The sequence below is a fragment of the Microbacterium sp. NPDC057659 genome, from assembly GCF_042799915.1.
GTDB lineage: Bacteria > Actinomycetota > Actinomycetes > Actinomycetales > Microbacteriaceae > Microbacterium.
Genome location: NZ_JBHVHU010000002.1, coordinates 808,175 through 829,282, shown reverse-complemented (window position 1 = coordinate 829,282; position 21,108 = coordinate 808,175). Strand labels below are relative to the sequence as shown.

General features: G+C 69.9%; 20 protein-coding genes. 12 read left to right on the top strand and 8 right to left on the bottom strand.

What is annotated here, in order from left to right; translation table 11 throughout:
- Positions 1 to 19 precede the first annotated feature (19 nt).
- Together ACFVAE_RS12435 and ACFVAE_RS12430 are read right to left on the bottom strand one after the other, a co-directional pair.
- Positions 20 to 1,387, bottom strand: a complete 1,368-nt coding sequence (locus ACFVAE_RS12435; RefSeq protein WP_378892406.1) for an 8-oxoguanine deaminase — start codon at positions 1,385 to 1,387, stop codon at positions 20 to 22.
- Between the two features lie 167 nt (positions 1,388 to 1,554).
- Positions 1,555 to 2,211 (bottom strand): TetR/AcrR family transcriptional regulator, encoded by a 657-nt coding sequence (locus ACFVAE_RS12430; RefSeq protein ID WP_378892404.1) that lies wholly within the window; start codon positions 2,209 to 2,211, stop codon positions 1,555 to 1,557.
- A 55-nt stretch (positions 2,212 to 2,266) separates the two neighbouring features.
- Here ACFVAE_RS12430 and ACFVAE_RS12425 point away from each other — a divergent pair, with 55 nt between their 5' ends.
- Positions 2,267 to 3,049 carry an alpha/beta fold hydrolase gene (locus tag ACFVAE_RS12425; RefSeq protein ID WP_378892401.1) on the top strand — a complete coding sequence of 261 codons (783 nt, stop codon included), beginning with the start codon at positions 2,267 to 2,269 and terminating at the stop codon, positions 3,047 to 3,049.
- Positions 3,050 to 3,055: 6 nt separating this feature from the next.
- On the opposite strand, the gene ACFVAE_RS12420 is transcribed toward ACFVAE_RS12425, so the two are convergent.
- The gene (locus tag ACFVAE_RS12420; RefSeq protein WP_378892399.1) at positions 3,056 to 5,209 is read right to left on the bottom strand and encodes an ATP-dependent Clp protease ATP-binding subunit; all 2,154 of its coding nucleotides are present in this window, start codon (positions 5,207 to 5,209) and stop codon (positions 3,056 to 3,058) included.
- A 138-nt stretch (positions 5,210 to 5,347) separates the two neighbouring features.
- Here ACFVAE_RS12420 and ACFVAE_RS12415 point away from each other — a divergent pair, with 138 nt between their 5' ends.
- The 5 genes from ACFVAE_RS12415 to xdhC all read left to right on the top strand — a co-directional run bounded on the left by ACFVAE_RS12415 (position 5,348) and on the right by xdhC (position 11,627).
- Positions 5,348 to 5,923 (top strand): hypothetical protein, encoded by a 576-nt coding sequence (locus ACFVAE_RS12415; protein WP_378892397.1) that lies wholly within the window; start codon positions 5,348 to 5,350, stop codon positions 5,921 to 5,923.
- A gap of 9 nt (positions 5,924 to 5,932) precedes the next feature.
- The gene (locus tag ACFVAE_RS12410; RefSeq protein WP_378892395.1) at positions 5,933 to 6,499 is read left to right on the top strand and encodes a TetR/AcrR family transcriptional regulator; all 567 of its coding nucleotides are present in this window, start codon (positions 5,933 to 5,935) and stop codon (positions 6,497 to 6,499) included.
- Between the two features lie 354 nt (positions 6,500 to 6,853).
- A complete protein-coding gene (locus tag ACFVAE_RS12405) occupies positions 6,854 to 8,389 on the top strand; it encodes a xanthine dehydrogenase small subunit (RefSeq protein ID WP_378892393.1) in 1,536 nt (511 codons plus the stop codon).
- The gene (gene xdhB, locus ACFVAE_RS12400) at positions 8,386 to 10,773 is read left to right on the top strand and encodes a xanthine dehydrogenase molybdopterin binding subunit (RefSeq protein ID WP_378892391.1); all 2,388 of its coding nucleotides are present in this window, start codon (positions 8,386 to 8,388) and stop codon (positions 10,771 to 10,773) included. Before ACFVAE_RS12405 ends, xdhB begins: the two co-directional genes overlap by 4 nt.
- Before the next feature lie 35 nt (positions 10,774 to 10,808).
- Positions 10,809 to 11,627 carry a xanthine dehydrogenase accessory protein XdhC gene (gene xdhC / locus ACFVAE_RS12395; RefSeq protein ID WP_378892388.1) on the top strand — a complete coding sequence of 273 codons (819 nt, stop codon included), beginning with the start codon at positions 10,809 to 10,811 and terminating at the stop codon, positions 11,625 to 11,627.
- Between the two features lie 127 nt (positions 11,628 to 11,754).
- Here xdhC and ACFVAE_RS12390 read toward each other — a convergent pair whose 3' ends face one another.
- Both ACFVAE_RS12390 and ACFVAE_RS12385 read right to left on the bottom strand, forming a co-directional pair.
- Entirely contained in the window at positions 11,755 to 13,317 is a 1,563-nt protein-coding gene (locus tag ACFVAE_RS12390) for an NCS2 family permease (protein ID WP_378892385.1), read from the bottom strand.
- Between the two features lie 68 nt (positions 13,318 to 13,385).
- Positions 13,386 to 13,898: a nucleoside deaminase gene (locus ACFVAE_RS12385; protein ID WP_378892382.1), complete on the bottom strand. Its 513-nt coding sequence runs from the start codon at positions 13,896 to 13,898 to the stop codon at positions 13,386 to 13,388.
- A 242-nt stretch (positions 13,899 to 14,140) separates the two neighbouring features.
- Between ACFVAE_RS12385 and ACFVAE_RS12380 the strand changes: the two genes are divergently transcribed.
- The 5 genes from ACFVAE_RS12380 to moaA all read left to right on the top strand — a co-directional run bounded on the left by ACFVAE_RS12380 (position 14,141) and on the right by moaA (position 18,499).
- A complete protein-coding gene (locus tag ACFVAE_RS12380; protein ID WP_378892379.1) occupies positions 14,141 to 14,551 on the top strand; it encodes a molybdopterin-binding protein in 411 nt (136 codons plus the stop codon).
- Positions 14,548 to 15,339: a molybdate ABC transporter substrate-binding protein gene (gene modA / locus ACFVAE_RS12375; RefSeq protein ID WP_378892377.1), complete on the top strand. Its 792-nt coding sequence runs from the start codon at positions 14,548 to 14,550 to the stop codon at positions 15,337 to 15,339. Before ACFVAE_RS12380 ends, modA begins: the two co-directional genes overlap by 4 nt.
- A complete protein-coding gene (locus tag ACFVAE_RS12370) occupies positions 15,336 to 16,139 on the top strand; it encodes an ABC transporter permease (protein ID WP_378858528.1) in 804 nt (267 codons plus the stop codon). The genes modA and ACFVAE_RS12370 overlap by 4 nt, the downstream gene beginning before the upstream one ends.
- Positions 16,136 to 17,215 carry a sulfate/molybdate ABC transporter ATP-binding protein gene (locus tag ACFVAE_RS12365; RefSeq protein ID WP_378892374.1) on the top strand — a complete coding sequence of 360 codons (1,080 nt, stop codon included), beginning with the start codon at positions 16,136 to 16,138 and terminating at the stop codon, positions 17,213 to 17,215. Before ACFVAE_RS12370 ends, ACFVAE_RS12365 begins: the two co-directional genes overlap by 4 nt.
- Positions 17,216 to 17,461: 246 nt before the next feature.
- Positions 17,462 to 18,499: a GTP 3',8-cyclase MoaA gene (moaA, locus tag ACFVAE_RS12360; protein WP_378893567.1), complete on the top strand. Its 1,038-nt coding sequence runs from the start codon at positions 17,462 to 17,464 to the stop codon at positions 18,497 to 18,499.
- Between the two features lie 11 nt (positions 18,500 to 18,510).
- Here the strand turns inward: moaA and ACFVAE_RS12355 are convergent, their stop codons facing one another.
- Genes ACFVAE_RS12355 through ACFVAE_RS12345 form a run of 3 tightly spaced genes read right to left on the bottom strand, consistent with a single transcriptional unit; the run spans position 18,511 to position 20,768 of the window.
- Positions 18,511 to 19,185 (bottom strand): GAP family protein, encoded by a 675-nt coding sequence (locus ACFVAE_RS12355; RefSeq protein ID WP_378892372.1) that lies wholly within the window; start codon positions 19,183 to 19,185, stop codon positions 18,511 to 18,513.
- Between the two features lie 33 nt (positions 19,186 to 19,218).
- Positions 19,219 to 19,626, bottom strand: coding sequence for a molybdenum cofactor biosynthesis protein MoaE (locus ACFVAE_RS12350; protein ID WP_378892370.1), 408 nt, complete (start codon positions 19,624 to 19,626; stop codon positions 19,219 to 19,221).
- Positions 19,623 to 20,768, bottom strand: a complete 1,146-nt coding sequence (locus ACFVAE_RS12345) for a ThiF family adenylyltransferase (protein ID WP_378892368.1) — start codon at positions 20,766 to 20,768, stop codon at positions 19,623 to 19,625. The genes ACFVAE_RS12350 and ACFVAE_RS12345 overlap by 4 nt, the downstream gene beginning before the upstream one ends.
- Positions 20,769 to 20,859: 91 nt before the next feature.
- Here ACFVAE_RS12345 and ACFVAE_RS12340 point away from each other — a divergent pair, with 91 nt between their 5' ends.
- Positions 20,860 to 21,108: a MoaD/ThiS family protein gene (locus ACFVAE_RS12340; protein WP_378892366.1), complete on the top strand. Its 249-nt coding sequence runs from the start codon at positions 20,860 to 20,862 to the stop codon at positions 21,106 to 21,108.

Sequence of the window (21,108 nt, the reverse complement as noted above, 5' to 3'; positions counted from 1 at the left end):
GGGTGGGGTTTCGGGTGGTTCAGGAATGGCGGGCGAGCAGCGCGTTCGCCGCTTCGCTGTGGTGGGCGATCAGCTGCGGCACGTCCAGCCCGACGATCTGTCCGTCGAGCACGCGCCAGGTGCCGCCGACCATGACGCGGTCGGCGCGCTCTGCGCCGCACAGCAGCAGGGCGGCCACCGGGTCGTGGCTGCCCGAGAAGCGCAGCTCGTCGAGCGTGAACATGGCCAGATCGGCCTGCCTGCCCGGGGCGAGCACGCCGATGTCGCTGCGCCCGAGGGCGCGCGCCGATCCCGCCGTGGCCCAGTCCAGCGCGCGCTCCGGCGTGACGGATGCCGCGCCGTAGCGCAGCCGCTGCAGGTAGAGCGCCTGGCGCACCTCCTGGATCATGTTCGATCCGTCGTTCGACGCGGAGCCGTCGACGCCGAGGCCGACCGGCACGCCGGCCTCCTCGAGTTCCACGGCGCGGGCGATGCCGGATGCGAGTCGCATGTTCGACGTCGCGCAGTGCGACACGGCCGTGCCCGCTGCGCTCAGTCGCGCGATCTCGGCGTCGTCGAAGTGGATGCCGTGCGCCAGCCAGGTGCGGTCACCCAGCCAGCCCACGCTCTCCAGGTAGTCGACGGTGCGCAGGCCGAACATCTCGCGGCAGAAGTCCTCCTCGTCGAGGGTCTCGGCGAGGTGGGTGTGCAGGCGCACGTCGTGCCGGGCGGCGAGGTCCGCGGTGTCGCGCATGACGCCGGTGGTCACCGAGAACGGTGAGCAGGGCGCCAGGGCGATCTGCACCTGCGCACCTTCGCCGCGCTCGTGGTACGCGCCGATGAGCCGCTCGCTGTCGGCGAGGATCGTGTCGGCGTCCTGCACGGTGCTCTGCGGCGGCAGACCGCCGTCCTTCTCGCCGAGCGACATCGATCCTCGGGTCAGCGTGGCCCGCATGCCGAGGCTGCGCACGACCTCGACCTGCACATCGATGCCCTCCTCCAGCCCGTTCGGGAAGAGGTAGTGATGATCGGCCGCGGTGGTGCATCCGGAGAGCAGCAGCTCGGCGAGCGCGGCAGTGGTCGCGAGCTCGAGATCGCGCGGGGTCAGCCCCGCCCAGACGCCGTACAGGCCCTTCAGCCAGGGGAACAGCTCGGCACTGACGACAGGCCGCCAGGCCCTGGTGAGGGTCTGGTAGAAGTGGTGGTGCGTGTTGATCAGGCCGGGGATGATCACGTGCCTCGAGGCGTCGAAGACCTCGTCGACGGGCTGCGACGGCTCTCCCCCGAGCGGAACGCTCTCGAGCACGCGGTCGCCCGCGATGACGACGCCTCCGCGGGCGTCGGCGGCGTCGCCGGTGTGGATCCCGAGCGGGTTCTTCAGCCAGGTGGTGTGCAGTGGGGCGGGCATGCGGTGGCTCCATCGTCGGATCGGCGGGGCCGCTGCGCGGCTCCGTATGAGCCAGCTCAGTTCGCCTGTCTGCTGATCCAGGGCCTTCGGCGTCGAAGGCATTACCGATGATGACCGATGTCCACCCTCAGGTCAAGACTTTTCCGGATGTCGGATGCAGATTCTCACTATGCGGATGCGGAGGGCGTGGCATACGCGGCGAGGAAGACGTCGAGGGCGGCGTCGACATGGGCCGCGATGTCCAGCCCGCCCGTAGCGGCCTCGTCGCCGAGCAGCATCGCCCGGTTCACCGGATCGCCCATCACCAGCCAGTTCAGCTGGACCGCGGCACGGTCGGGATCATCAGCGGCGAGCGCGCCGATGCTCTCGAGGTCGGCGATCAGCGCCGCCAGCGACCGCATCGCGCGCTGCGCACCGTGCTCGTACAGCTCGCGCGCCAGGTCGGGAAACTGCGGCAGCAGTCCGATCACCAGCCGGCGCAGTGCCAGCAGATTCGGAGCGAGCACGGTCGCCAGCTGCTCGCGCAGCACCGGGGCCAGCACGGCACGGGCGTCGTCACCCGGCGCCACGACGGGCGGCTCGCTGAGCACGCGTTCGCTGGCCCCGCGCGTCTGCGACCGGACGAGCTCGAGGAACAGCGCCTCCTTGCTGCCGAAGTGACCGTAGAGCGTCTGCTTCGCGACGCCGGAGTCGCGGGAGATCGAGTCCATCGTCACCGCGTCGTACCCGTGCGCGAGGAACGCCGCCTGTGCCGCATCGAGGATCGCCTCGCGTTTGGCAATCGAGCTCGGGCGCAGCGTCCTCTCGCCTCTTGACGTCTTCATACTCGTGAGTCTAGTTTAGAGAAATCATACTGACCAGTCTTGAAAGTGAGGAATCATGAGCACCATGACCACCCGTCGCGGCGACCGCATCGTCTACGACGACCTCGGCCCGGAGGGCGCGCCCACCGTACTGTTCATCACCGGCGCCGGCCCGACGCGGGCAGACGATCCGATCACACTCGCCACCGCCGAGGCGCTGGCCGCACGCGGCATCCGCTCGTTCTTCGCCGACCGCCTCGGACGCGGCGAGAGCACGTCCGCCGGAGACATCTCACTGGACGCGCAGCTGTCGGCGATCGCCGAGCTCGCTGCAGTCGCCCAGGCACCGGTCATCCTCGTCGGGCACTCCTCGGGCTGCGCCATCGGGATGCTCGCGGCGCCGCGTGTGCCGACGATCGCCGGCATCGTGCTCTGGGAGGCACCACTCGGCCTGTTCCCCGAGGGCGCCCCGGCCTGGTGGAGCGCGGTGCGATCGTCGATCGACGACGGCGACCTCGAGGAGGCCGTGGCCGGCTACATGGTCGGCATGCCGCCGGAGTGGCTGGAGGAGCTCAAGTCCTCACCCGCGTACCCGCAGCTCGTGCTCGGCTGGGTGCCCGACGGCGAGGCGCTCGCCCTGGTCGAGCAGCGCGGGAACACGGACGTCCTCGCCGGAGTGACGGCCCCGGTGCTCGCGCTGACGGGCACCGAGACCTACCCCGGGATGCAGGAGACGGCGGACGGGATCGCCGCCACGGCCGCACTCGGCAGCGCCGAGCAGCTGCGTGGCTCCGAGCACTCCTGGGACCCGGACGCTATGGCAGAGCGCCTCGCGCAACTGGTGCACGAGGCGCTCTGAGCGGGGTCAGACCGCGGCGCTGGTGAGCACCAGGCCCGATCCGTCGGCCGCGACATCCACTCGCACGGTGTCACCGTCGTGCACGTTGCCCGACAGCAGCGCCGTCGCGAGGCGGTTCTGCACCTCGGTCTGGATGAGGCGACGCAGCGGACGCGCCCCGAACACCGGGTCGTAGCCGCGCTCGGCCAGCCACGACCGGGCATCCGGCGTGACGGCGAGCGAGAGCCGGCGCTCGTGCAGCCGCTTCTGCAGCTGGTCGACCGACAGCGAGACGATCTGCGCGAGGTCGTCCTCGCTGAGCGCCTGGAACATCACGATGTCGTCGAGACGGTTCAGGAACTCGGGGCGGAACGACTGGCGCACCAGCGCCATCACCTGCTCGCGCTTGACCTCCGTCGACATCGTCGGGTCGATGAGGATCGGGGAGCCGATGTTGCTGGTCAGGATCAGGATGACGTTCGAGAAGTCCACCGTGCGGCCCTGGCCGTCGGTGAGTCGCCCGTCGTCGAGCACCTGCAGCAGCACGTCGAACACCTCGGGGTGCGCCTTCTCGACCTCGTCGAGCAGCACCACGCTGTACGGACGCCGTCGCACGGCCTCGGTGAGCTGGCCGCCCTGCTCGTAGCCGACGTACCCGGGAGGGGCGCCGACCAGTCGCGAGACCGAGTGCTTCTCGCCGTACTCCGACATGTCGATGCGCACCATGGCGTGCTCGTCGTCGAAGAGGAACTCGGCGAGAGCCTTCGCCAGCTCGGTCTTGCCGACGCCGGTGGGGCCGAGGAACAGGAACGATCCGGTGGGTCGACCGGGGTCGCTGATGCCGGCGCGCGAGCGCCGCACGGCGTCGGAGACCGCACGAACGGCATCCTTCTGCCCGATCAGCCGCCTGCCCAGCTCGTTCTCGAGGTGCAGCAGCTTCTCGCTCTCGCCCTGCATGAGACGGCCGACCGGGATGCCGGTCCACGCGGCGATCACGCCGGCGATGTCCTCGTCGGTGACCTGCTCGTTGACCATGCGGCCCTCGCTCGACACGGCCTGCTCGGCCGCCTCAGCCTCGGCGATGTCGCGCTCCAGGCGCTTGATGGTCTCGTACTCGAGCTTGGACGCCTTCGTGTAGTCGGCGTTGCGCATGGCGAGGTCGCGCTGGGTGACCGCGTCGTCGAGCTGCTTCTTCAACTCGCCCACGCGGTTCAGGCCCTGGCGCTCCCGCGACCAGCGCTCCTGCAGCACGGCGAGCTCCTTCTCGAGATCGCGGAGCTGCTCGCGCAGGGTGGCCAGACGCTCCTTCGAGGCGTCGTCCTTCTCCTTCTTGAGGGCCAGCTCCTCGAGCTTCATCCGGTCGACCTGGCGCTTGAGCTCGTCGATCTCGACCGGCGAGGAGTCGATCTCCATCTTCAGCCTCGACATGGCCTCGTCGATGAGGTCGATGGCCTTGTCGGGCAGCTGCCGGCTGGGCAGGTAGCGGTTCGACAGCGCCGCGGCGGCGACGAGGGCGCTGTCGGCGATCGTCACTCCGTGGTGCGCCTCGTACCGGCCCTTCAGCCCGCGCAGGATCGCGATCGTGTCCTCAACGGACGGCTCGCCGACGTAGACCTGCTGGAAGCGCCGCTCCAGAGCGGCGTCCTTCTCGATGAACTCGCGGTACTCGTTGAGCGTGGTGGCGCCGATCATGCGCAGCTCGCCGCGGGCGAGCATCGGCTTGAGCATGTTGGATGCCGCGACCGATCCCTCGCCGCCGCCCGCGCCCATCAGCACGTGCAGCTCGTCGATGAAGGTGATGACCTTGCCGTCGGACTCGGTGATCTCCTTGAGCACGCTCTTCAGGCGCTCCTCGAACTGGCCGCGGTACATGGCACCGGCGACCAGGGCGGAGATGTCGAGGCTGATCAGCTCCTTGTCCTTGAGCGACTCCGCGACGTCTCCGGCGACGATGCGCTGGGCGAGCCCCTCGACGACGGCGGTCTTGCCGACGCCGGGCTCACCGATGAGCACGGGGTTGTTCTTGGTGCGGCGGGTGAGCACCTGGCTCACGCGACGGATCTCACCGTCGCGGCCGATCACCGGATCGAGCTTGCCCTGACGGGCGCGATCGGTGAGGTTGATTCCGAACTGCTCGAGCGCGCTCTGCTGCTCTTCCTGCTGCTGGCTGGGGTTGGTCATTCGTTCCTCCTGAGGAGACTCCTTATCAAAGTTGAGTTAAGATGACTCAAGTTTACCGCGTGGCCCCGCGCAGATCAACCGTTGACAGTTCTTCATACGATCGTATGCTTGACCTTATACACTCGTATGGAGGCGTGGATGTCGAAGCTCATCGAACTGGTCGGAATGCTGGCGCCGTTCGCCGCCCTGGTGCTGCTGTTCCTGCATCGGCGGCGTGCACCGGGCCCGGCGTGGCTCGGCATGGCCGGCGCAGCCCTCGCCGGGTGCGGTTCGGTCGCCGAGCTGATCGGATCGCGGGTGAGCTGGCTCGGCGTCTCCGACATGGCGGAGGGCATCGAACGGCTCGAGAGTGCGAGCCTGGTGCGCTTCGCACTGATCACCGGCGGCATCGTGCTGCTCGCGATCGCCGCACTCGTCGGCGAGGGCCGCCCTGTCCCCCGCATTCCGCTCGCGATCGGAGGCATCGCCGCCGCCGTGCTGGGCGGCGCGATGCGGTTCGTGCACCTCGACGCCGGCGACGGCGGCTTCGCGAAGTTCGTCGTCACCACGACCGTCGACCTGGTGCAGTTCGGGCTGCTCGGCCTCGGCGTGCTGCTGCTCGGCATTGCCGTGATCAGCGGCCGCGACGACGGCCCGGAGCCGCTCGACGACGCCGTCCGTTATGCCGGCGCCATCGCCCGCCGCGTGCAGAGCACACGCGAGGACCGTCGGTAGCATCGGAGGATGTCCCGCGAGAGCCTGCTCGATCACGTCGTCGACGTGATCGCCGACGACGGTATGGGCGGCCTCAGCGTCCGCACCGTCGCCACCAGGGCCGGCGTCGCGATCGGCACCGTGCAGCACTGGTTCCCCACCAAGAGCGCGATGCTGCTCGCCGCGATGGACCGCATCGGCGTCATCGCCGACAGCGCTTACCGGCAGGCCGTCGTGGCGGATGATCCGGCCGAGCGCCTGCGCGAGACCGTCGCCCTGCTGGTGCCGACCGGCCGCGAGAGCAAGGTCAGCAGAGTCTGGCTCGCCTTCGCCGCGCAGGCGGTCGCCGATGACGAGGTGCGCGCGCGGTACGAGCAGCTCTGGGCCGGCATCCAGCACGGTCTTGTCCGCCGGCTCGCCGAGGCGGCGCCGCAGGCCACGGCCGCGGCCATCGACGACGCGGCATCCGAGCTGCTCGCGCTGAGCGACGGCCTCGCCGTCGCCGTCCTCGACGAACCCGCGCGGATGCCGGCGGAGCGGGCGCGCGCGATGGTGCTGCGCCGCACCGACGAGATCATCGCGGCGCTGCGACGCTGAGCCCTGAACGGTTGACCGGGCGTAGCCCGACCGCTTACGATGTCCATTGGTCAGAACTGGCCTTCCATATCCTGGAACTCGATGAAGAGAGGGAGTGTCATGCCGCACATCGATGCCGCCGCCCCCTCTTCCGAGCGCCCCTTCGCGTGGGGCAACTGGTACGCACACGGCGCCTGAACAGGCCCGGAATCCCCGCGATTCCGAGGCCTCCACCCCTGCGCCGAAGCGGCGTAGACTCACCGCATCCGCGCGCGCCGTCTGATCAGCCCGCCGGAGCGGGACCTCGGGATCTCCAGATGGCACGTGTGGACGTGCCGCCAGAGCGCTTCGGCGCAGGACCTGAGGAGACACAGAATGACTGACATCGCTGTCACCGTTCCCGCCGTGACCGTGAACGGGCGCCCCCGCCCGCTCGACGGCGTCGCGACGCATGCGACGGCGCTGGACTGGCTGCGCGAGACAGGCCTGTCCGGAAGCAAGGAGGGCTGCGCCGAGGGCGAGTGCGGCGCCTGCGCGATGCTGCTCGCGACGCCGGATACCGCGGGCGGCACCGCCTGGACTCCGGTGAACGCCTGCCTGGTGCCGGTGTACGCGCTGGACGGCCAGGAGATCGTCACCGCCGAGGGACTCGGCACGGTGGACGACCTGCACCCCGTGCAGGAGAAGCTCGCCGAGGCGGGCGGCTCGCAGTGCGGGTACTGCACCCCCGGATTCGCCTGCTCGATGGCGGGTGAGTACTACCGCGCCGACCGGAACGGCGTCGATCGCGCGGTGCCGAGAGCGGATGCCGCGGAGTCGGCCCTTCGTCACGCTCAGGAACCGAGCGCCGAGGCATGCCCGGTGCACGATGACGCGGAGCACGGCCCGAACGGCTTCGACCTGCACGCCCTGAGCGGCAACCTGTGCCGCTGCACCGGCTACCGCCCGATCCGGGATGCCGCATACACGCTGGGCTTCCCCGAGGCGGATGACCCGCTGCAGCAGCGCCTCGCCGAGCCGGCTCCGGTCGCGATCGCGACCGATGCCGTCGTGGACGGCGCCCGCTTCCTGCGCCCCGCGACCCTCGCCGAGGCCCTGCAGGTGCTGCGTGATGAGCCCACCGCTCTCGTCGTCGCCGGATCGACCGACTGGGGTGTCGAGGTGAACATCCGCGGCACCCGCGCCCCGTTCGTCGTCGCGATCGACCAGCTCGACGAGCTGCGCGGCCTGACCGAGACCGACGAGTACGTCGAGATCGGTGCGGCCCTGCCGCTGTCCGAGGTGGAGCGCCGGCTGGAGGGCCGTATCCCGCTGCTGGCCCAGCTGTTCCCGCAGTTCGCCTCGCGTCTGATCCGCAACCGCGGCACGTTCGGCGGCAACCTCGGCACCGGATCGCCGATCGGCGACACCCCGCCGGCGCTGCTGGCCCTGGGCGCGCGCCTCGTGCTGGCATCCGCAGACGGCGAGCGCGAGGTCGACCTCGCGGAGTACTTCACCGGCTACCGCCAGTCCGTGCGCGCGAAGGACGAGCTGATCACCGCGGTGCGCATCCCGCTCCCGCTCGCGAAGACCACCGCGTTCCACAAGATCGCGAAGCGCCGCTTCGACGACATCTCGTCGGTCGCGATCGGCTTCGCCCTCGACATCGACGGCGGCGTCGTGACCGCCGCACGCATCGGTCTGGGCGGCGTCGCCGCCACGCCGATCCGCGCCTACGCCGCCGAACAGGCCCTGATCGGTCGCCCGTGGGATCTCACCACGGTCAAGGCGGCATCCGCCGCGCTGCGGGGAGAGGGAACGCCGATGTCCGACCACCGCGCCAGCTCCGAATACCGGTCCCACATGCTGGGCACCGCACTTCTGAAGTTCTACAGCCAGACCGTCATCGCATCGAAGGAGGTGTCGGCATGAGCGCTCTCGCCGACCGCCCCGAGAACCCCGTCGTCGGCCGGAGGGCCGCGCACGAGAGCGCCGCCCTGCACGTCACGGGAGCGGCGATGTACACCGACGACGTCGCCGAGCTGACCGCCGGCGTGCTCACCGCCTGGCCCGTGCAGTCGACGAACGCGCATGCGCGGGTCACGGTCGACGTCTCCGGCGCCTACGACGTGCCGGGGGTCGTCCGCGTGCTGACCGCCGACGATGTGCCGGGGCTGAACGATGCCGGCATCCGCAACGATGAGCCGCTGTTCCCCAGCGAGGCCATGTTCTACGGCCACGCGCTGGTCTGGGTGCTGGGAGAGACGCAGGAGGCCGCGCGCCTCGGCGCGGCCGCCGTCACCGTCGAGTACGAGCCGCTACCCTCGCTGATCACCGTGCAGGATGCTCTGCAGGCGCAGTCCTTCCAGGGCACTCCGCGCACCGTGCAGCGCGGCGATGCGGCGGCCGGCCTCGCCGCATCCGCGCATGTCTTCGAGGGCGTGACCGAGTTCGGCGGCCAGGAGCACTTCTATCTCGAGACGCACGCCTCGTTCGCCGTCCGCGACTCCGAGGGGCAGTACTTCATCCAGTGCTCGACCCAGCACCCCACCGAGACGCAGGATCTGGTGTCGCACGTGCTCGGGATCCCCGCGAACGAGATCACCGTGCAGTGCCTGCGCATGGGCGGCGGCTTCGGAGGCAAGGAGATGCAGCCGCACGGGTTCGCCGCGATCGCGGCACTGGGCGCGAAGCTCACCGGGCGCCCGGTGCGGCTCCGCCTGAACCGCACGCAGGACATCACGATGACCGGTAAGCGGCACCCCTTCCACATCGCGTGGAAGGTCGGCTTCGACGAGGACGGCCTGCTGCAGGCCCTCGACGCCACCCTGACCTGCGACGGCGGCTGGTCGATCGACCTGTCGGAGCCGGTGCTGGGCCGAGCGCTCTGCCACCTGGACAACTCCTACTGGATCCCGAACGTGCACGCCTACGGGCAGATCGTGAAGACGAACAAGACGTCCAACACCGCGTATCGCGGCTTCGGCGGCCCGCAGGGCGTCTTCCTCATCGAGGACATCCTGGGCCGCGTCGCGCCGACCCTCGGCATCGATCCGCTCGAGCTGCGCCGGCGCAACTTCTACAAGCCCGGCCAGAGCACCCCCTACGGCCAGCTCATCAAGGACGCCGACCGCCTGGAGACCATCTGGGGCCAGCTCTCGGACGAGGCGGATGTGGCAGCACGCCGCGACGAGATCCGCGCGTTCAACACCTCGAGCCCGCATGTGAAGCGCGCCCTGTCGATGACGCCGATCAAGTTCGGGATCTCGTTCAACTTCGCGGCCTTCAACCAGGCAGGCGCCCTCGTGCACGTCTACAAGGACGGCTCGATCCTCGTCAACCACGGCGGCACCGAGATGGGCCAGGGTCTGCACACGAAGATGCTGCAGGTCGCGGCGACCGCGCTCGGGGTCGAGCTGCACCAGGTGCGACTCGCCCCGACCCGCACCGACAAGGTGCCGAACACGTCCGCCACAGCGGCATCCTCCGGTGCCGACCTCAACGGCGGCGCCGTGAAGAACGCCTGCGAGCAGATCCGCGATCGGCTCGCGAAGGTCGCCGGGCGCATGCTCGGCGTCGACGAGCGCGACGTGCGCTTCGGCGGCGGCTTCGTGACGGCGCTCGGCGCACCGGTGAACCGCGTCTCCTGGGAAGAGGTCGTCAAGGCGGCGTACTTCCAGCGCGTGCAGCTGTTCGCCGCCGGGTACTACCGCACCGAGGGCCTGCACTGGAACCCCGAGATCATGCAGGGCTCTCCGTTCAAGTACTTCGCGTACGGCGCGGCGGCCACCGAGGTCGAGGTCGACGAGTTCACCGGCGCCTACCGGGTGCGCAGGGTCGACATCGTGCACGACGTGGGCGACTCGCTCTCGCCGATGCTCGACATCGGACAGATCGAGGGCGCCTATGTGCAGGGCGTGGGCTGGCTCACGCTCGAGGAGCTGCGCTGGGACGAGAGCTCAGGCCCGCACCGCGGTCGCCTGCAGACCCAGTCCGCGTCGACGTACAAGCTGCCCAGTTTCTCGGAGATGCCCGAGGAGTTCCACGTGCGCCTGTTCCAGAACGCCAGGGAGGAGGGCGCCGTGTACGGCTCGAAGGCCGTCGGCGAGCCGCCGTTCATGCTCGCGTTCAGCGCCCGTGAGGCGATCCGTGACGCTGTCGCGGCCTTCGGCCCCGTCGGTCACTCGGTCGAACTGGGATCGCCGGCCACGCCCGAGGCGGTGTTCTGGGCTGTCGAAGCAGCACGTGCCGCGACCGATTCCCGGGCATCCGACGACGTCCAGGTCGCAGAGGATGTCGTTCTGACTCGCGCGTAGCGACGAAGTCGGCGACCTGGACGGGAAACACGATCATGGACTGGCTGGACGCGCTGCGCGACCTGCGTGACGCGCGCACCCCTGCGGTGATCGTCACGCTCGCCATGGTGCGCGGGCACGCGCCCCGCAACGGCGGCGCGAAGATGGTCGTCTCGCCGGACCGGATGTTCGGCACGATCGGCGGCGGGAACCTCGAGGCGACCGCCGTCGACCGTGCCCGAGCCATGCTGGCCGCGGGCACCGCCGAGCCCGAGCTGCTCACGCTGACGCTGAGCGACAGAGCGACGACCGAGTACGGCGTGCAGTGCTGCGGAGGAGAGGTCACCATCATGCTGGAACCCGTCCGCGTCGTGCCGACGGTGGCCGTCTTCGGCCTCGGGCACGTCGGCGTCGAACTCGCCCGCATCCTGTCCCGGCACGAGCTCGACCTGCATCTGGTCGACTCCCGCGCCGAGATGCTGGATGCCGCGCGACTCGACCCCGTGCGCGCCGGCGCCGTCGCCCGGGTGCAGGTGCACCACTCCCCCGTCCCGGAGGCGGCGCTGGCCGAGATCCCGGCCGGCGCGCACGTGCTGGTCATGACGCACGACCACGTCGAGGATCTCGCGATCGTCGATCAGGCCCTGCGATCGGATGCTCCGGCCTCGATCGGCCTGATCGGCTCGACCTCGAAGTGGGCCAGGTTCCGCAAGAAACTCGGCGAGGCCGGGCACTCCCCCGCGGACCTGGAACGGGTCACCACGCCGATCGGCATTCCCGAGGTCTCCGGAAAGCAGCCCGCCGTCATCGCCGTGAGCGTCGCGGCGCGAATTCTGCAATTGATCGAGGAGGCCGCGCCCGCGGCATCCGCCTGAATTCTTTTCGGCATTCCCCGCAGCGAATTCCGCTGCGGGATATTCGCGTTTCACTTTTCGCAAGAAAAGCGCACGCAGAAGAAGACCCGGCCCTTTCGGGACCGGGTCTTCTTTTCGATATCCGGGATCAGCCTCCCAGCATCGCCTCGATGGGACCGCGGACGAAGTAGAGCGCGAAGCCCGCCGCGACCACCCACATCAGCCAGTGCACCTTGCGGGCACGGCCGGACAGCGCGTTGACCAGCGCCCACGAGATGAAGCCGATGCCGATGCCGTTGGCGATCGAGTACGTGAGCGGCATCGTGACGATCGTGAGGAACGCCGGCAGCGCCACCGCGAACTTGTCGAACTTGATCTCGCGGATCTGCGCCATCATCATCGCGCCGACCACGACCAGTGCCGCCGAGCCGACCTCGATCGGCACCACCAGCGTCAGCGGCGTGAGGAACATCGACAGCAGGAACAGCACGCCCACGACGAGCGACGCGACGCCGGAGCGCGCTCCCTCACCGATGCCGGAGGCGCTGTCGACGTAGACCGTGTTCGACGACGTCGAGGTCATGCCGCCGGCGACGGCACCGAAGCCCTCGACGACGAACGCGGAGCGCAGACGCGGGAACGTGCCGTCCTTGTACGCCAGGCCGGCGTTCTTGGCCAGGCCGGTCATCGTGCCCATCGCGTCGAAGAAGTTCGAGAACACCAGGGTGAACACGAGCATCGTGGCCGACAGTGCGCCCACACGACCGAAGGCGCCGAACAGGTCGAACTGGCCGATCAGCCCGAAGTCGGGGATCGTCACCCACGAGCTGGGCAGCTCGGGGATCGTCATGTGCCAGCCGTTCGGGTCCTTCACCGAGGGGCCGAGGTGCAGCACGGCCTGCGCGATCAGGGCGACGATCGTGCTCACCACGATGCCGATCAGGATGCCGCCGGGCACCTTGCGCGCGACCAGGATGCCGATGAGCACCAGACCGAACAGGAAGATGAGCGTCGGGACGGACGTGATCGATCCGTCGGTGCCCAGCTGCACCGGCGGCCCACCCGGGGTGCGCGTCACGAACCCGGAGTCGACGAAGCCGATGAAGGCGATGAACAGGCCGATGCCGACCGTGATCGCCGCCTTCAGCGGCTGCGGCACGGCCTTGAAGATCGCGGTCCGGATGCCGGTGGCACCGAAGATCACGATCAGGATGCCGTTGATCACGACCAGGCCCATGGCCTCCTGCCAGGTCACCTGCCCGACGACGGACACGGCCAGGAACGAGTTGATGCCGAGGCCGGCGGCGAGTGCAAACGGCAGCCGCGCGATCACGCCGAACAGGATCGTCATCACACCGGCGGTGAGGCCGGTGGCCGCCCCGATCTGCGCCGCGTCGAGCGCGTTCCCGGCGACGTCGTCGACGCCGCCGAGGATCAGCGGGTTGAGGATGACGATGTACGCCATCGTCACGAAGGTGACGATGCCGCCACGGATCTCACGGGCGAGCGTGGACCCGCGGCGGGTGATCTCGAAGAAGCGGTCGATGGCACCCTTCGGCTCGGCGTCGACCGTGGCGGTCGCACCGGTGGACAGGGGCGGCAGCTCTTCCTCGCTGCGGGTGAAGAGCCCCGTCGCGTCGTTGCCGGGGACGGCATTCGACGACGTGTCGGGGGCGGATGGGCGTGCGGAAACAGGGCGTTCTGAAGACATCATCGGCTCCGGGTTGTCAGTACGTTTCGGTTACGCGTCAGTACTCGACGCGGTGGTGGGGTCGCGCGTCAGTACTCGACGCGGGTGGTGGTGAGGTTCCACTCGGTGAAGGGCGCCACGCGCTCTGCCGGCGGCAACGACTCCTGAGCGACGGGCAGGATCTCGCGATCGGACGCATCGCCCTCGAAGTAGCGGTAGAACACGGCGTCGTCGAAGCCGCCGTCGGCGGCGTCGTCCCGGCTGGCCGCGAAGTACACCCGGTCCAGGCGAGCCCACAGCGACGTCGCGAGGCACATCGGGCAGGGCTCGCAGCTCGTGTAGAGCGTGGCGCCGGAGAGGTCGAAGGTGCCGAGTCCCTGGCAGGCGTTCCGTATCGCGGTGACCTCGGCGTGCGCGGACGGATCGAGGTTGGCGGTGACGCGGTTCACGCCCTCGAAGACCCGCCCGTCTGCCGTGACGACGATGGCCCCGAACGGGCCGCCCTCGTTGCGGACGTTGTCGACGGCTATGCGGACCGCCTGGGCGAGGTACTCCGCGGGCGTCTGCTGCGTGGCGGAATCGGATATAGCGGTGCTGTGCACGGAAAGCTCCCTTGCTGTCGTCGCAGTGATACGGCTTATCGGGTCGGACCCGGATCGGGTCGTTCCACGAGATATACGTCGAACCGCTAGGTTGTGCTTCTTCGCCGGGCGCTTTTCGTGAGCGCGGTGGCGTGAAGAGCATAACAATTGATTCGCATTCCGTCCAGCGATTTTGAAAGTCCATTACCGCATCGCGGTATTTCCTTTTGCGCTTCCGCATCTGCGGAGCTACAGTCGCTCTCATGACGCATTATCGGATCGCTGAGGCGGCGACCCTGCTCGGCGTGAGCGACGACACCGTACGGCGCTGGGTGCGCGACGGGCTGCTCACCGTGTCGCACGACGAGGCAGGGCGGCAGGTCGTGCCCGGTGACGAGCTGGCCGCGCACGCGCAGTGGCTGGCCAACGCGGCCGACGAGGCGGGCGACCGGCGGCTCAGCGCGCGCAACCGGTTCGTCGGGCTCGTCACCCGGGTCGAGATCGAGGGCCTGATGGCCCAGGTCGAGCTGCAGTGCGGGCCGTTCCGCGTCGTGTCGCTGATGTCGGCCGAGGCCGCGCGCGACTTGCGTCTGGAGGTCGGAGATCGCGGAGTCGCGATCGTCAAGGCCACCACCGTCATCATCGAAGCCACCGCCAAGGAGACCCACCCGTGAACATCCGCCGCACCGGCATCCTCGCCGCCGCCGTGACCGCCGTCCTGCTGCTGGCAGGATGCTCCGGCTCGCCCGCCGCCGAGCCCACGGCCACACAGACGGAGGACTCGCTCTCCGGCGACCTGACGGTCTACGCCGCGGCATCCCTGTCGGGCGCCTTCGACGAGCTCGCGAAGGAGTTCACCGCCGCGCATCCAGGCGTGACGGTCAAGCCGATCAACTACGACGGATCGTCCGTGCTCGCCACCCAGCTGATCGGCGGCGCGCCCGCCGATGTGTTCGCCTCGGCCGACGAGAAGAACATGGCGAAGGTCACGGATGCCGGGCTCGCGGCTGACCCGGTGGACTTCGCCGCGAACGTCATGCAGATCGTGACAGCGCCGGGCAACCCGAAGGGGATCACCGATCTGGCGTCGCTGACGGCGAAGGACCTCACGGTCGTGCTGTGCGCACCCGAGGTGCCCTGCGGCACGGCCTCCCAGACGCTGCTGAAGAACGCCGGCGTGACGCTCACGCCGGCCAGCGAGGAGCAGAACGTCACCGCCGTGCTCACCAAGGTCAAGAGCGGCGAGGCGGATGCCGGCCTCGTGTACGTGACCGACGTCAAGGCCGCGGGCGACGCCGTCACCGGCGTCGACATCGAAGGCGCGGATGCCGCGACGAACGTGTATCCGATCGTCGCCCTGAAGGACGCGCCGAACGCCGATGCGGCCGCCGCGTTCGTGGCGTTCGTCACCGGCGACAAGGGCCGCGCGGTGCTTGCGGAGTTCGGGTTCCAGGCGCCGTGAGTCAGGCGTCCGGCACCCGCTTGCCGGCCTGGCTGATCGCTCCGGCGGCGCTGGGCACGGCGCTGCTGGTGCTGCCGTTCGTCGCCCTGCTGGCGCGACTGGACTGGGCCGGAGTACCGGCCGCGATCACCTCGGATGCCGCGCTGCAGGCGCTCGGCCTGTCACTCGGCACGGCGGCGATCGCGACCGCGCTCTGCCTGCTGCTCGGCGTACCGCTGGCGATGCTCATCGCCCGCGCGCCGGGCTGGCTGGCCGCGGTGCTGCGCACCCTGACCACGCTGCCGCTGGTGCTTCCGCCGCTGGTCGGCGGCATCGCGCTGCTGGCCCTACTCGGGCGGCAGAGCGTGCTCGGCGACCTGCTCGCCGAGGTCGGCATCCGCGTTCCGTTCACGACCGCGGCCGTGGTGATCGCGCAGACGTTCGTCGCGATGCCGTTCCTGGTGATCTCGGTGGAGGGCTCGCTGCGCACCGGCGGCACCGCGCACGAACTGGTCGCGGCGACCCTCGGCGCCCGGCCGTTCACGGTGTTCCGCCGGGTGACGCTGCCGCTGGTCGCCCCCGGCCTCATCGCGGGGACCGTGCTCTGCTTCGCGCGGGCGCTCGGCGAGTTCGGCGCGACGGCGCTGTTCGCCGGCAACGCCGCGGGGGTCACGCGCACGATGCCGCTCGCGATCTACACCGCGTTCAACGGCGCCGGCGTCGGCGAGGACACCGCGATCGCCCTCTCGCTGATGCTGATCCTGGTGGCGATCGCAGTGCTCGTGCTGATGCGCGGCTGGCGAGCGGATGCCGTGCGATGACGCTCTCGGCTGACTTCCGCGCGCACATCGGCGGGTTCCAGGTGGACATGGCACTGGATGCCGCCCCCGGCGAGGTGCTCGCCGTGCTCGGGCCCAACGGCTCCGGCAAGTCCACGCTGCTCGCCGGTCTCGCCGGGCACCTGCCGATCGACCAGGGGCACATCGCCCTCGACGGACGGACGCTCGACGCGACCATCGGCGACCGCGCTGTGCGCGTGCCGCCCGCGCAGCGCCGCGTCGGCCTGCTCGGCCAGCGACCCCTGCTCTTCCCACATCTGTCCGCGCTCGAGAACGTCGCGTTCGGCCGGCGCGCGCAGGGGGAGCCGCGCGCGGAGGCGCGGGCGGATGCGGGAAGCTGGCTCGATCGGGTCGGGCTCGGCGACTTGGCCGGGCATCGCCCCGCGCTGCTGTCCGGCGGGCAGCAGCAGCGCGTCGCGCTGGCGAGGGCGCTGGCGGCGCGGCCCGCAGCGCTGCTGCTGGACGAGCCGTTCGCCGCGCTGGACGTGGAGACCGCCGCGCAGGCTCGCCGTCTGGTCGCCGAGCAGCGCGACAGCGCCGGCATCCCGCTCGTGCTCGTCACGCACGATCCGCTCGATGCCGTCGTGCTCGCGGCACGGACCGCGATCGTGCACGACGGCCGGATCGTGCAGCAGGGGCCGACCTCCGAGGTGCTCGGGCATCCGAGATCGGCGTTCGTCGCGGCGCTGGCCGGAGTGAACCTCGTATCGGGAACCGGTGCCGCGGACGGCTCGGTCCGTGGCGACGACATGCTCTGGCGAGGCGTCGGCGACGCCGTGCCGGCGGGAGCGGTCGCGACGATCGCGTTCGCACCGGGCTCTGTTCGGATGCAGCGGGCGGATGCCCCGGCGTCTGCAGCATCCGTCGGTTCGAACGCGTGGGAGGGCACCGTCTCGACGCTCGAGCCGATGCCGGGCGGCATGCGTCTGCGTACCGCTGAACAGCCAGGCATTGCCGTGGACTGCCCGTCGACCGTGGCCGTCGCCGCCGGCATCGTCCCGGGGGTGCGGCTGCGCTTCTCCGTGCATCCCGACGAAGTGTCCGTGCGCCGGGTCTGACCCTTGCGCCCCCTGAGTGAACCACTTCCCGACCACCGAACCACCTGTCGACGTCGATAGCCGGTTCGCTCGTCGACAACCGGTTCACTCGGCGGCATCCGGTGCGATGGGTGCGGAGATGATCCGGCACCCGTGGCATCCGGCACCCGGGAACCGGTGCTACCGTTGCGATCCGTAAGGGGGTGACCGATGTCGATCACGCACGATGAAACGCCGAGCAGGGCCCAGCGACTGCCGTCCACTGGCATGCCCATCGCGCTGACCGACAGGTTCCGCCGGCCGCTCCGCGATCTGCGGATCTCGGTCACCGACCGCTGCAACTTCCGCTGCGTGTACTGCATGCCCAAAGAGGTATTCGGTCGCGACTACACATTCCTTGATCGGAATGAACTGCTCTCCTTCGAGGAGATCACGCGGATCGCGCGGGTCGCAGCGGCCCACGGCGTGCACAAGATCCGCCTCACCGGAGGTGAGCCGCTGCTGCGCCGCGGCATCGAGGAGCTCATCGCGCAGCTCGCCGAGCTGCGCACCCCCGAGGGCGAGAAGCTCGACATCGCGCTGACCACGAACGGCTCGGCACTGGCGGTGAAGGCCGACGCGCTGAAGGCCGCGGGGCTCACCCGCGTGACCGTCTCGGTGGACTCCCTCGACGACGAGCTGTTCCAGAAGATGAACGATGTGCGCTTCCCCGTCAGCCGTGTGTTGGACGGCATCGACGCCGCGCATGGGGCCGGCCTCGGACCGATCAGGCTGAACATGGTCGTCAAGCGAGGACTCAACGACGGCGAGATCATCGACATGGCGCGGCGGTTCAAGGGCACCCCGTACACGCTGCGGTTCATCGAGTACATGGATGTCGGCAACACCAACGGCTGGTCGCTCGACGAGGTCGTCCCGTCGTCCGAGGTCGTGGCGCGCATCAATGAGGTGTTCCGGCTCGAGCCGCTCGGCGAAGCCGTGCACGGCGAGACCGCGAAGCGCTGGCGGTACGCCGACGGCTCCGGCGAGATCGGTCTGATCTCCAGTGTGACCAACGCCTTCTGCGGCACCTGCAACCGCGCGCGCATCTCCACCGAGGGCAGGCTGTTCACCTGCCTGTTCGCCTCGGAGGGGCACGATCTGCGCGCGCTGCTGCGCGGCGGAGCATCCGATGAGGAGCTCTCCGCCGCTATGGCGTCCATCTGGGGCGGTCGCGAGGACCGCTACTCCGAGATCCGCTCCAGCCTCACTCCCGAGCTGCGCGAGCAGCGCAAGCGCATCGAGATGAGCTACATCGGGGGCTGATCCCCCGCGGCTCAGACGTCGTCGCCGAAGAAGGCAAGGCCATCGCTGATCAGCAGCACACCGATCAGCAACAGGATCACGGACACCACGAGCCTCAGGTTCGCCGTCAACCAGTCGCGGACCGCGGAGAGCACATCGCCCGCGCGATCGCCCAGCATCACGAAGGCGACGAGAGGCGCAATCGCCGTGAGCGTCGCGAGCAGCGCGAACACGGCCGCCGCACCGAACGCGCCCGGGATGTCATCGACGGTGGCCCCGATCGTCAGTCCGGCACCGATTGCGATCGCGACATCCTTCGGATTCGTCACCGTCACGAGCAGGCCCAGCCCGAAGGCCCGAGCCGGTGTGGCCCGCGTCATCGACGCCAGCCAGGCGGGCAAGCGGGCCGAGCCGTCGCGCGGGCGACGAGACCAGCTCACGAAGGCCGCGATGACGAGCCCCGCCCCCAGGAGCAGCTGCAGCACAGCACCCCAGGCGCCGCCCCCGGAGAGTTCAGCGAGGTACTCGGCCGCGACACCCGCCAGCGCAACCGCGACGAGCAGGCTGATCAGCCGACCAAGCGCCAACATCATTCCGCCGCGCAGTCCCGCCGGCGCCATGAGCGCCAGGATCACCGCCATGATCGGAAGCGGGCTGAGCGCGAGCACGAAGGCCATGGGCAGGAGTTCGGCAAGCGCGTCGATCACGCCGCCATCCTCCCACGACGCTGTGCTGGCTGTTCAGAGCCCGACCCACTCCGAGACGCCGTCGTCGTAGTGCTGGCGCTTCCAGATCGGCACCTCGTGCTTGATGATCTCGACAAGGCGCTCGCAGGCGTCGAAAGCCTCGGCGCGGTGCGGGGCGGATGCCGCGGCGAACAGCGCCACGTCGCCGATGCGCAGGTCGCCCACGCGATGCGACGCGGCCACCGCGAAGCCCGTCTCCTCGTGGATCCGCGTGACGCACGCCTCGAGGAAGCGCGCGGCATCCGGGTGCGCACGATAGTCCAGCGAGCGCACCGGCTTGCCGCCGTCGTGGTCGCGCACGACCCCGCAGAACATCACCACAGCACCGCTCGCGTCGGCCTCGACGGCCCGCCGGATCGCCGCCTCGTCGAGGGGCGTCTCGGAGATCAGGTCGAAAGTCACAGTGCCTCCTGCACGCTGGTCACGGTCTCGCCGCCCACGCCGGCGAAGGCCTGGATGCCGCCGGCGAGATAGACGACGTCGTCGAAGCCGCTCTCGATGAGGATGCGGGCGGCGCTGCGCGACCGCGGATCCTTCTCGCAGTAGACGACGAGCGTCTCGTCACCGGCATCCGGCAGCGTGCCGCCGCGCAGGTCGCCGATCGGCAGCAGTGTGCTGCCGTCGATGCGGCGCGCGTCGGCCTCGTGCTGCTCGCGCACGTCGAGCAGGCGCAGCCGCTCGCCGGCGCGCATCCGCCGCAGCAGATCGGCGGCGGCGACCGGGACGAGGTCGTCGTCGGCGCCGACTCCGCAGAACAGGTCGTAGTCGATCAGCTCGGTGACCTCGGGAGTCTCATCGGAGACGCCGTAGCGGATCTCGCGCGTGCGCGCGGTGAGCGCGTCGTACACGAGCACGCGGCCGATCAGCGGCTCTCCAATGCCGGTGATGAGCTTGATCGCCTCGGTGGCGAGGAACGAGCCGATCGCCGGGCAGAGCGTCGGCAGCACGCCGCCGAGCTCGCAGGAGAGAGCCTCGTCGGCGGGCGGCGGCGCGGGGAACAGGTCGCGCCAGGTGGGGCCGTGGCCGTGCCACGAGATGCCGACCTGGCCGTGGAAGCGCAGGATCGCGCCCCAGACCAGCGGGATGCCGGCCAGCACGGCGGCGTCGTTCGCGAGGTACCTGGTCGGGAAGTTGTCACTGCCATCGATCAGCAGGTCGTAGCCGGCGAGGATCTCGGGCAGGTTCGCGCTGGTCACGCGCACCGGATGCCGGTTCACCCGGCATTCCGGGTCGATGGCGGCGACGGACTCTGCGAGCGAGTCGACCTTCGGCCTGCCGATGTCGGCGACCCCGTGGCTGAGCTGACGGTGCAGGTTGGAGAGCTCGACGTCGTCGTCGTCGACGATGCCGATCGTGCCGATGCCCGCCGCGGCCAGCGACGGGACGACGGCGCTGCCGAGGCCGCCGGCTCCGATCACCAGCACCCGGGCGTTCCGCAGCCGCCGCTGCGCGACCTCGCCGAACCCGGGCAGCATGAGCTGACGGCTGTACCGGGAGACCCGGTCGGAGTCCAGCGGCGGACCCGGCTCGACGAGCGGAGACATGGTCCCGAGTCTACGCGTTCGCTGTCCACCTGGCGGATATTCACTTCCACTTCGCGGAGGCTGGATTCCGCATCGCGGGTACGATGGAGGTATGGCGATGGTGACAGTGCGGTACTTCGCGGCGGCGGCGGATGCCGCGGGCTGCGAGCAGGAGCAGCTCGATCTCGACGCCGGCGCGACCGTCGGTCTGCTGCGCGACACCCTGCAGGCACGCTACGGCGCTGCGATGGAGAAGGTGCTGCGCTCCGGGTCGTTCCTGGTCGACGGCATCGTGCGCCGCGACCCGACCTCGCCGATCTCGGCGAACGTCGACGTGCTGCCGCCGTTCGCGGGCGGATGA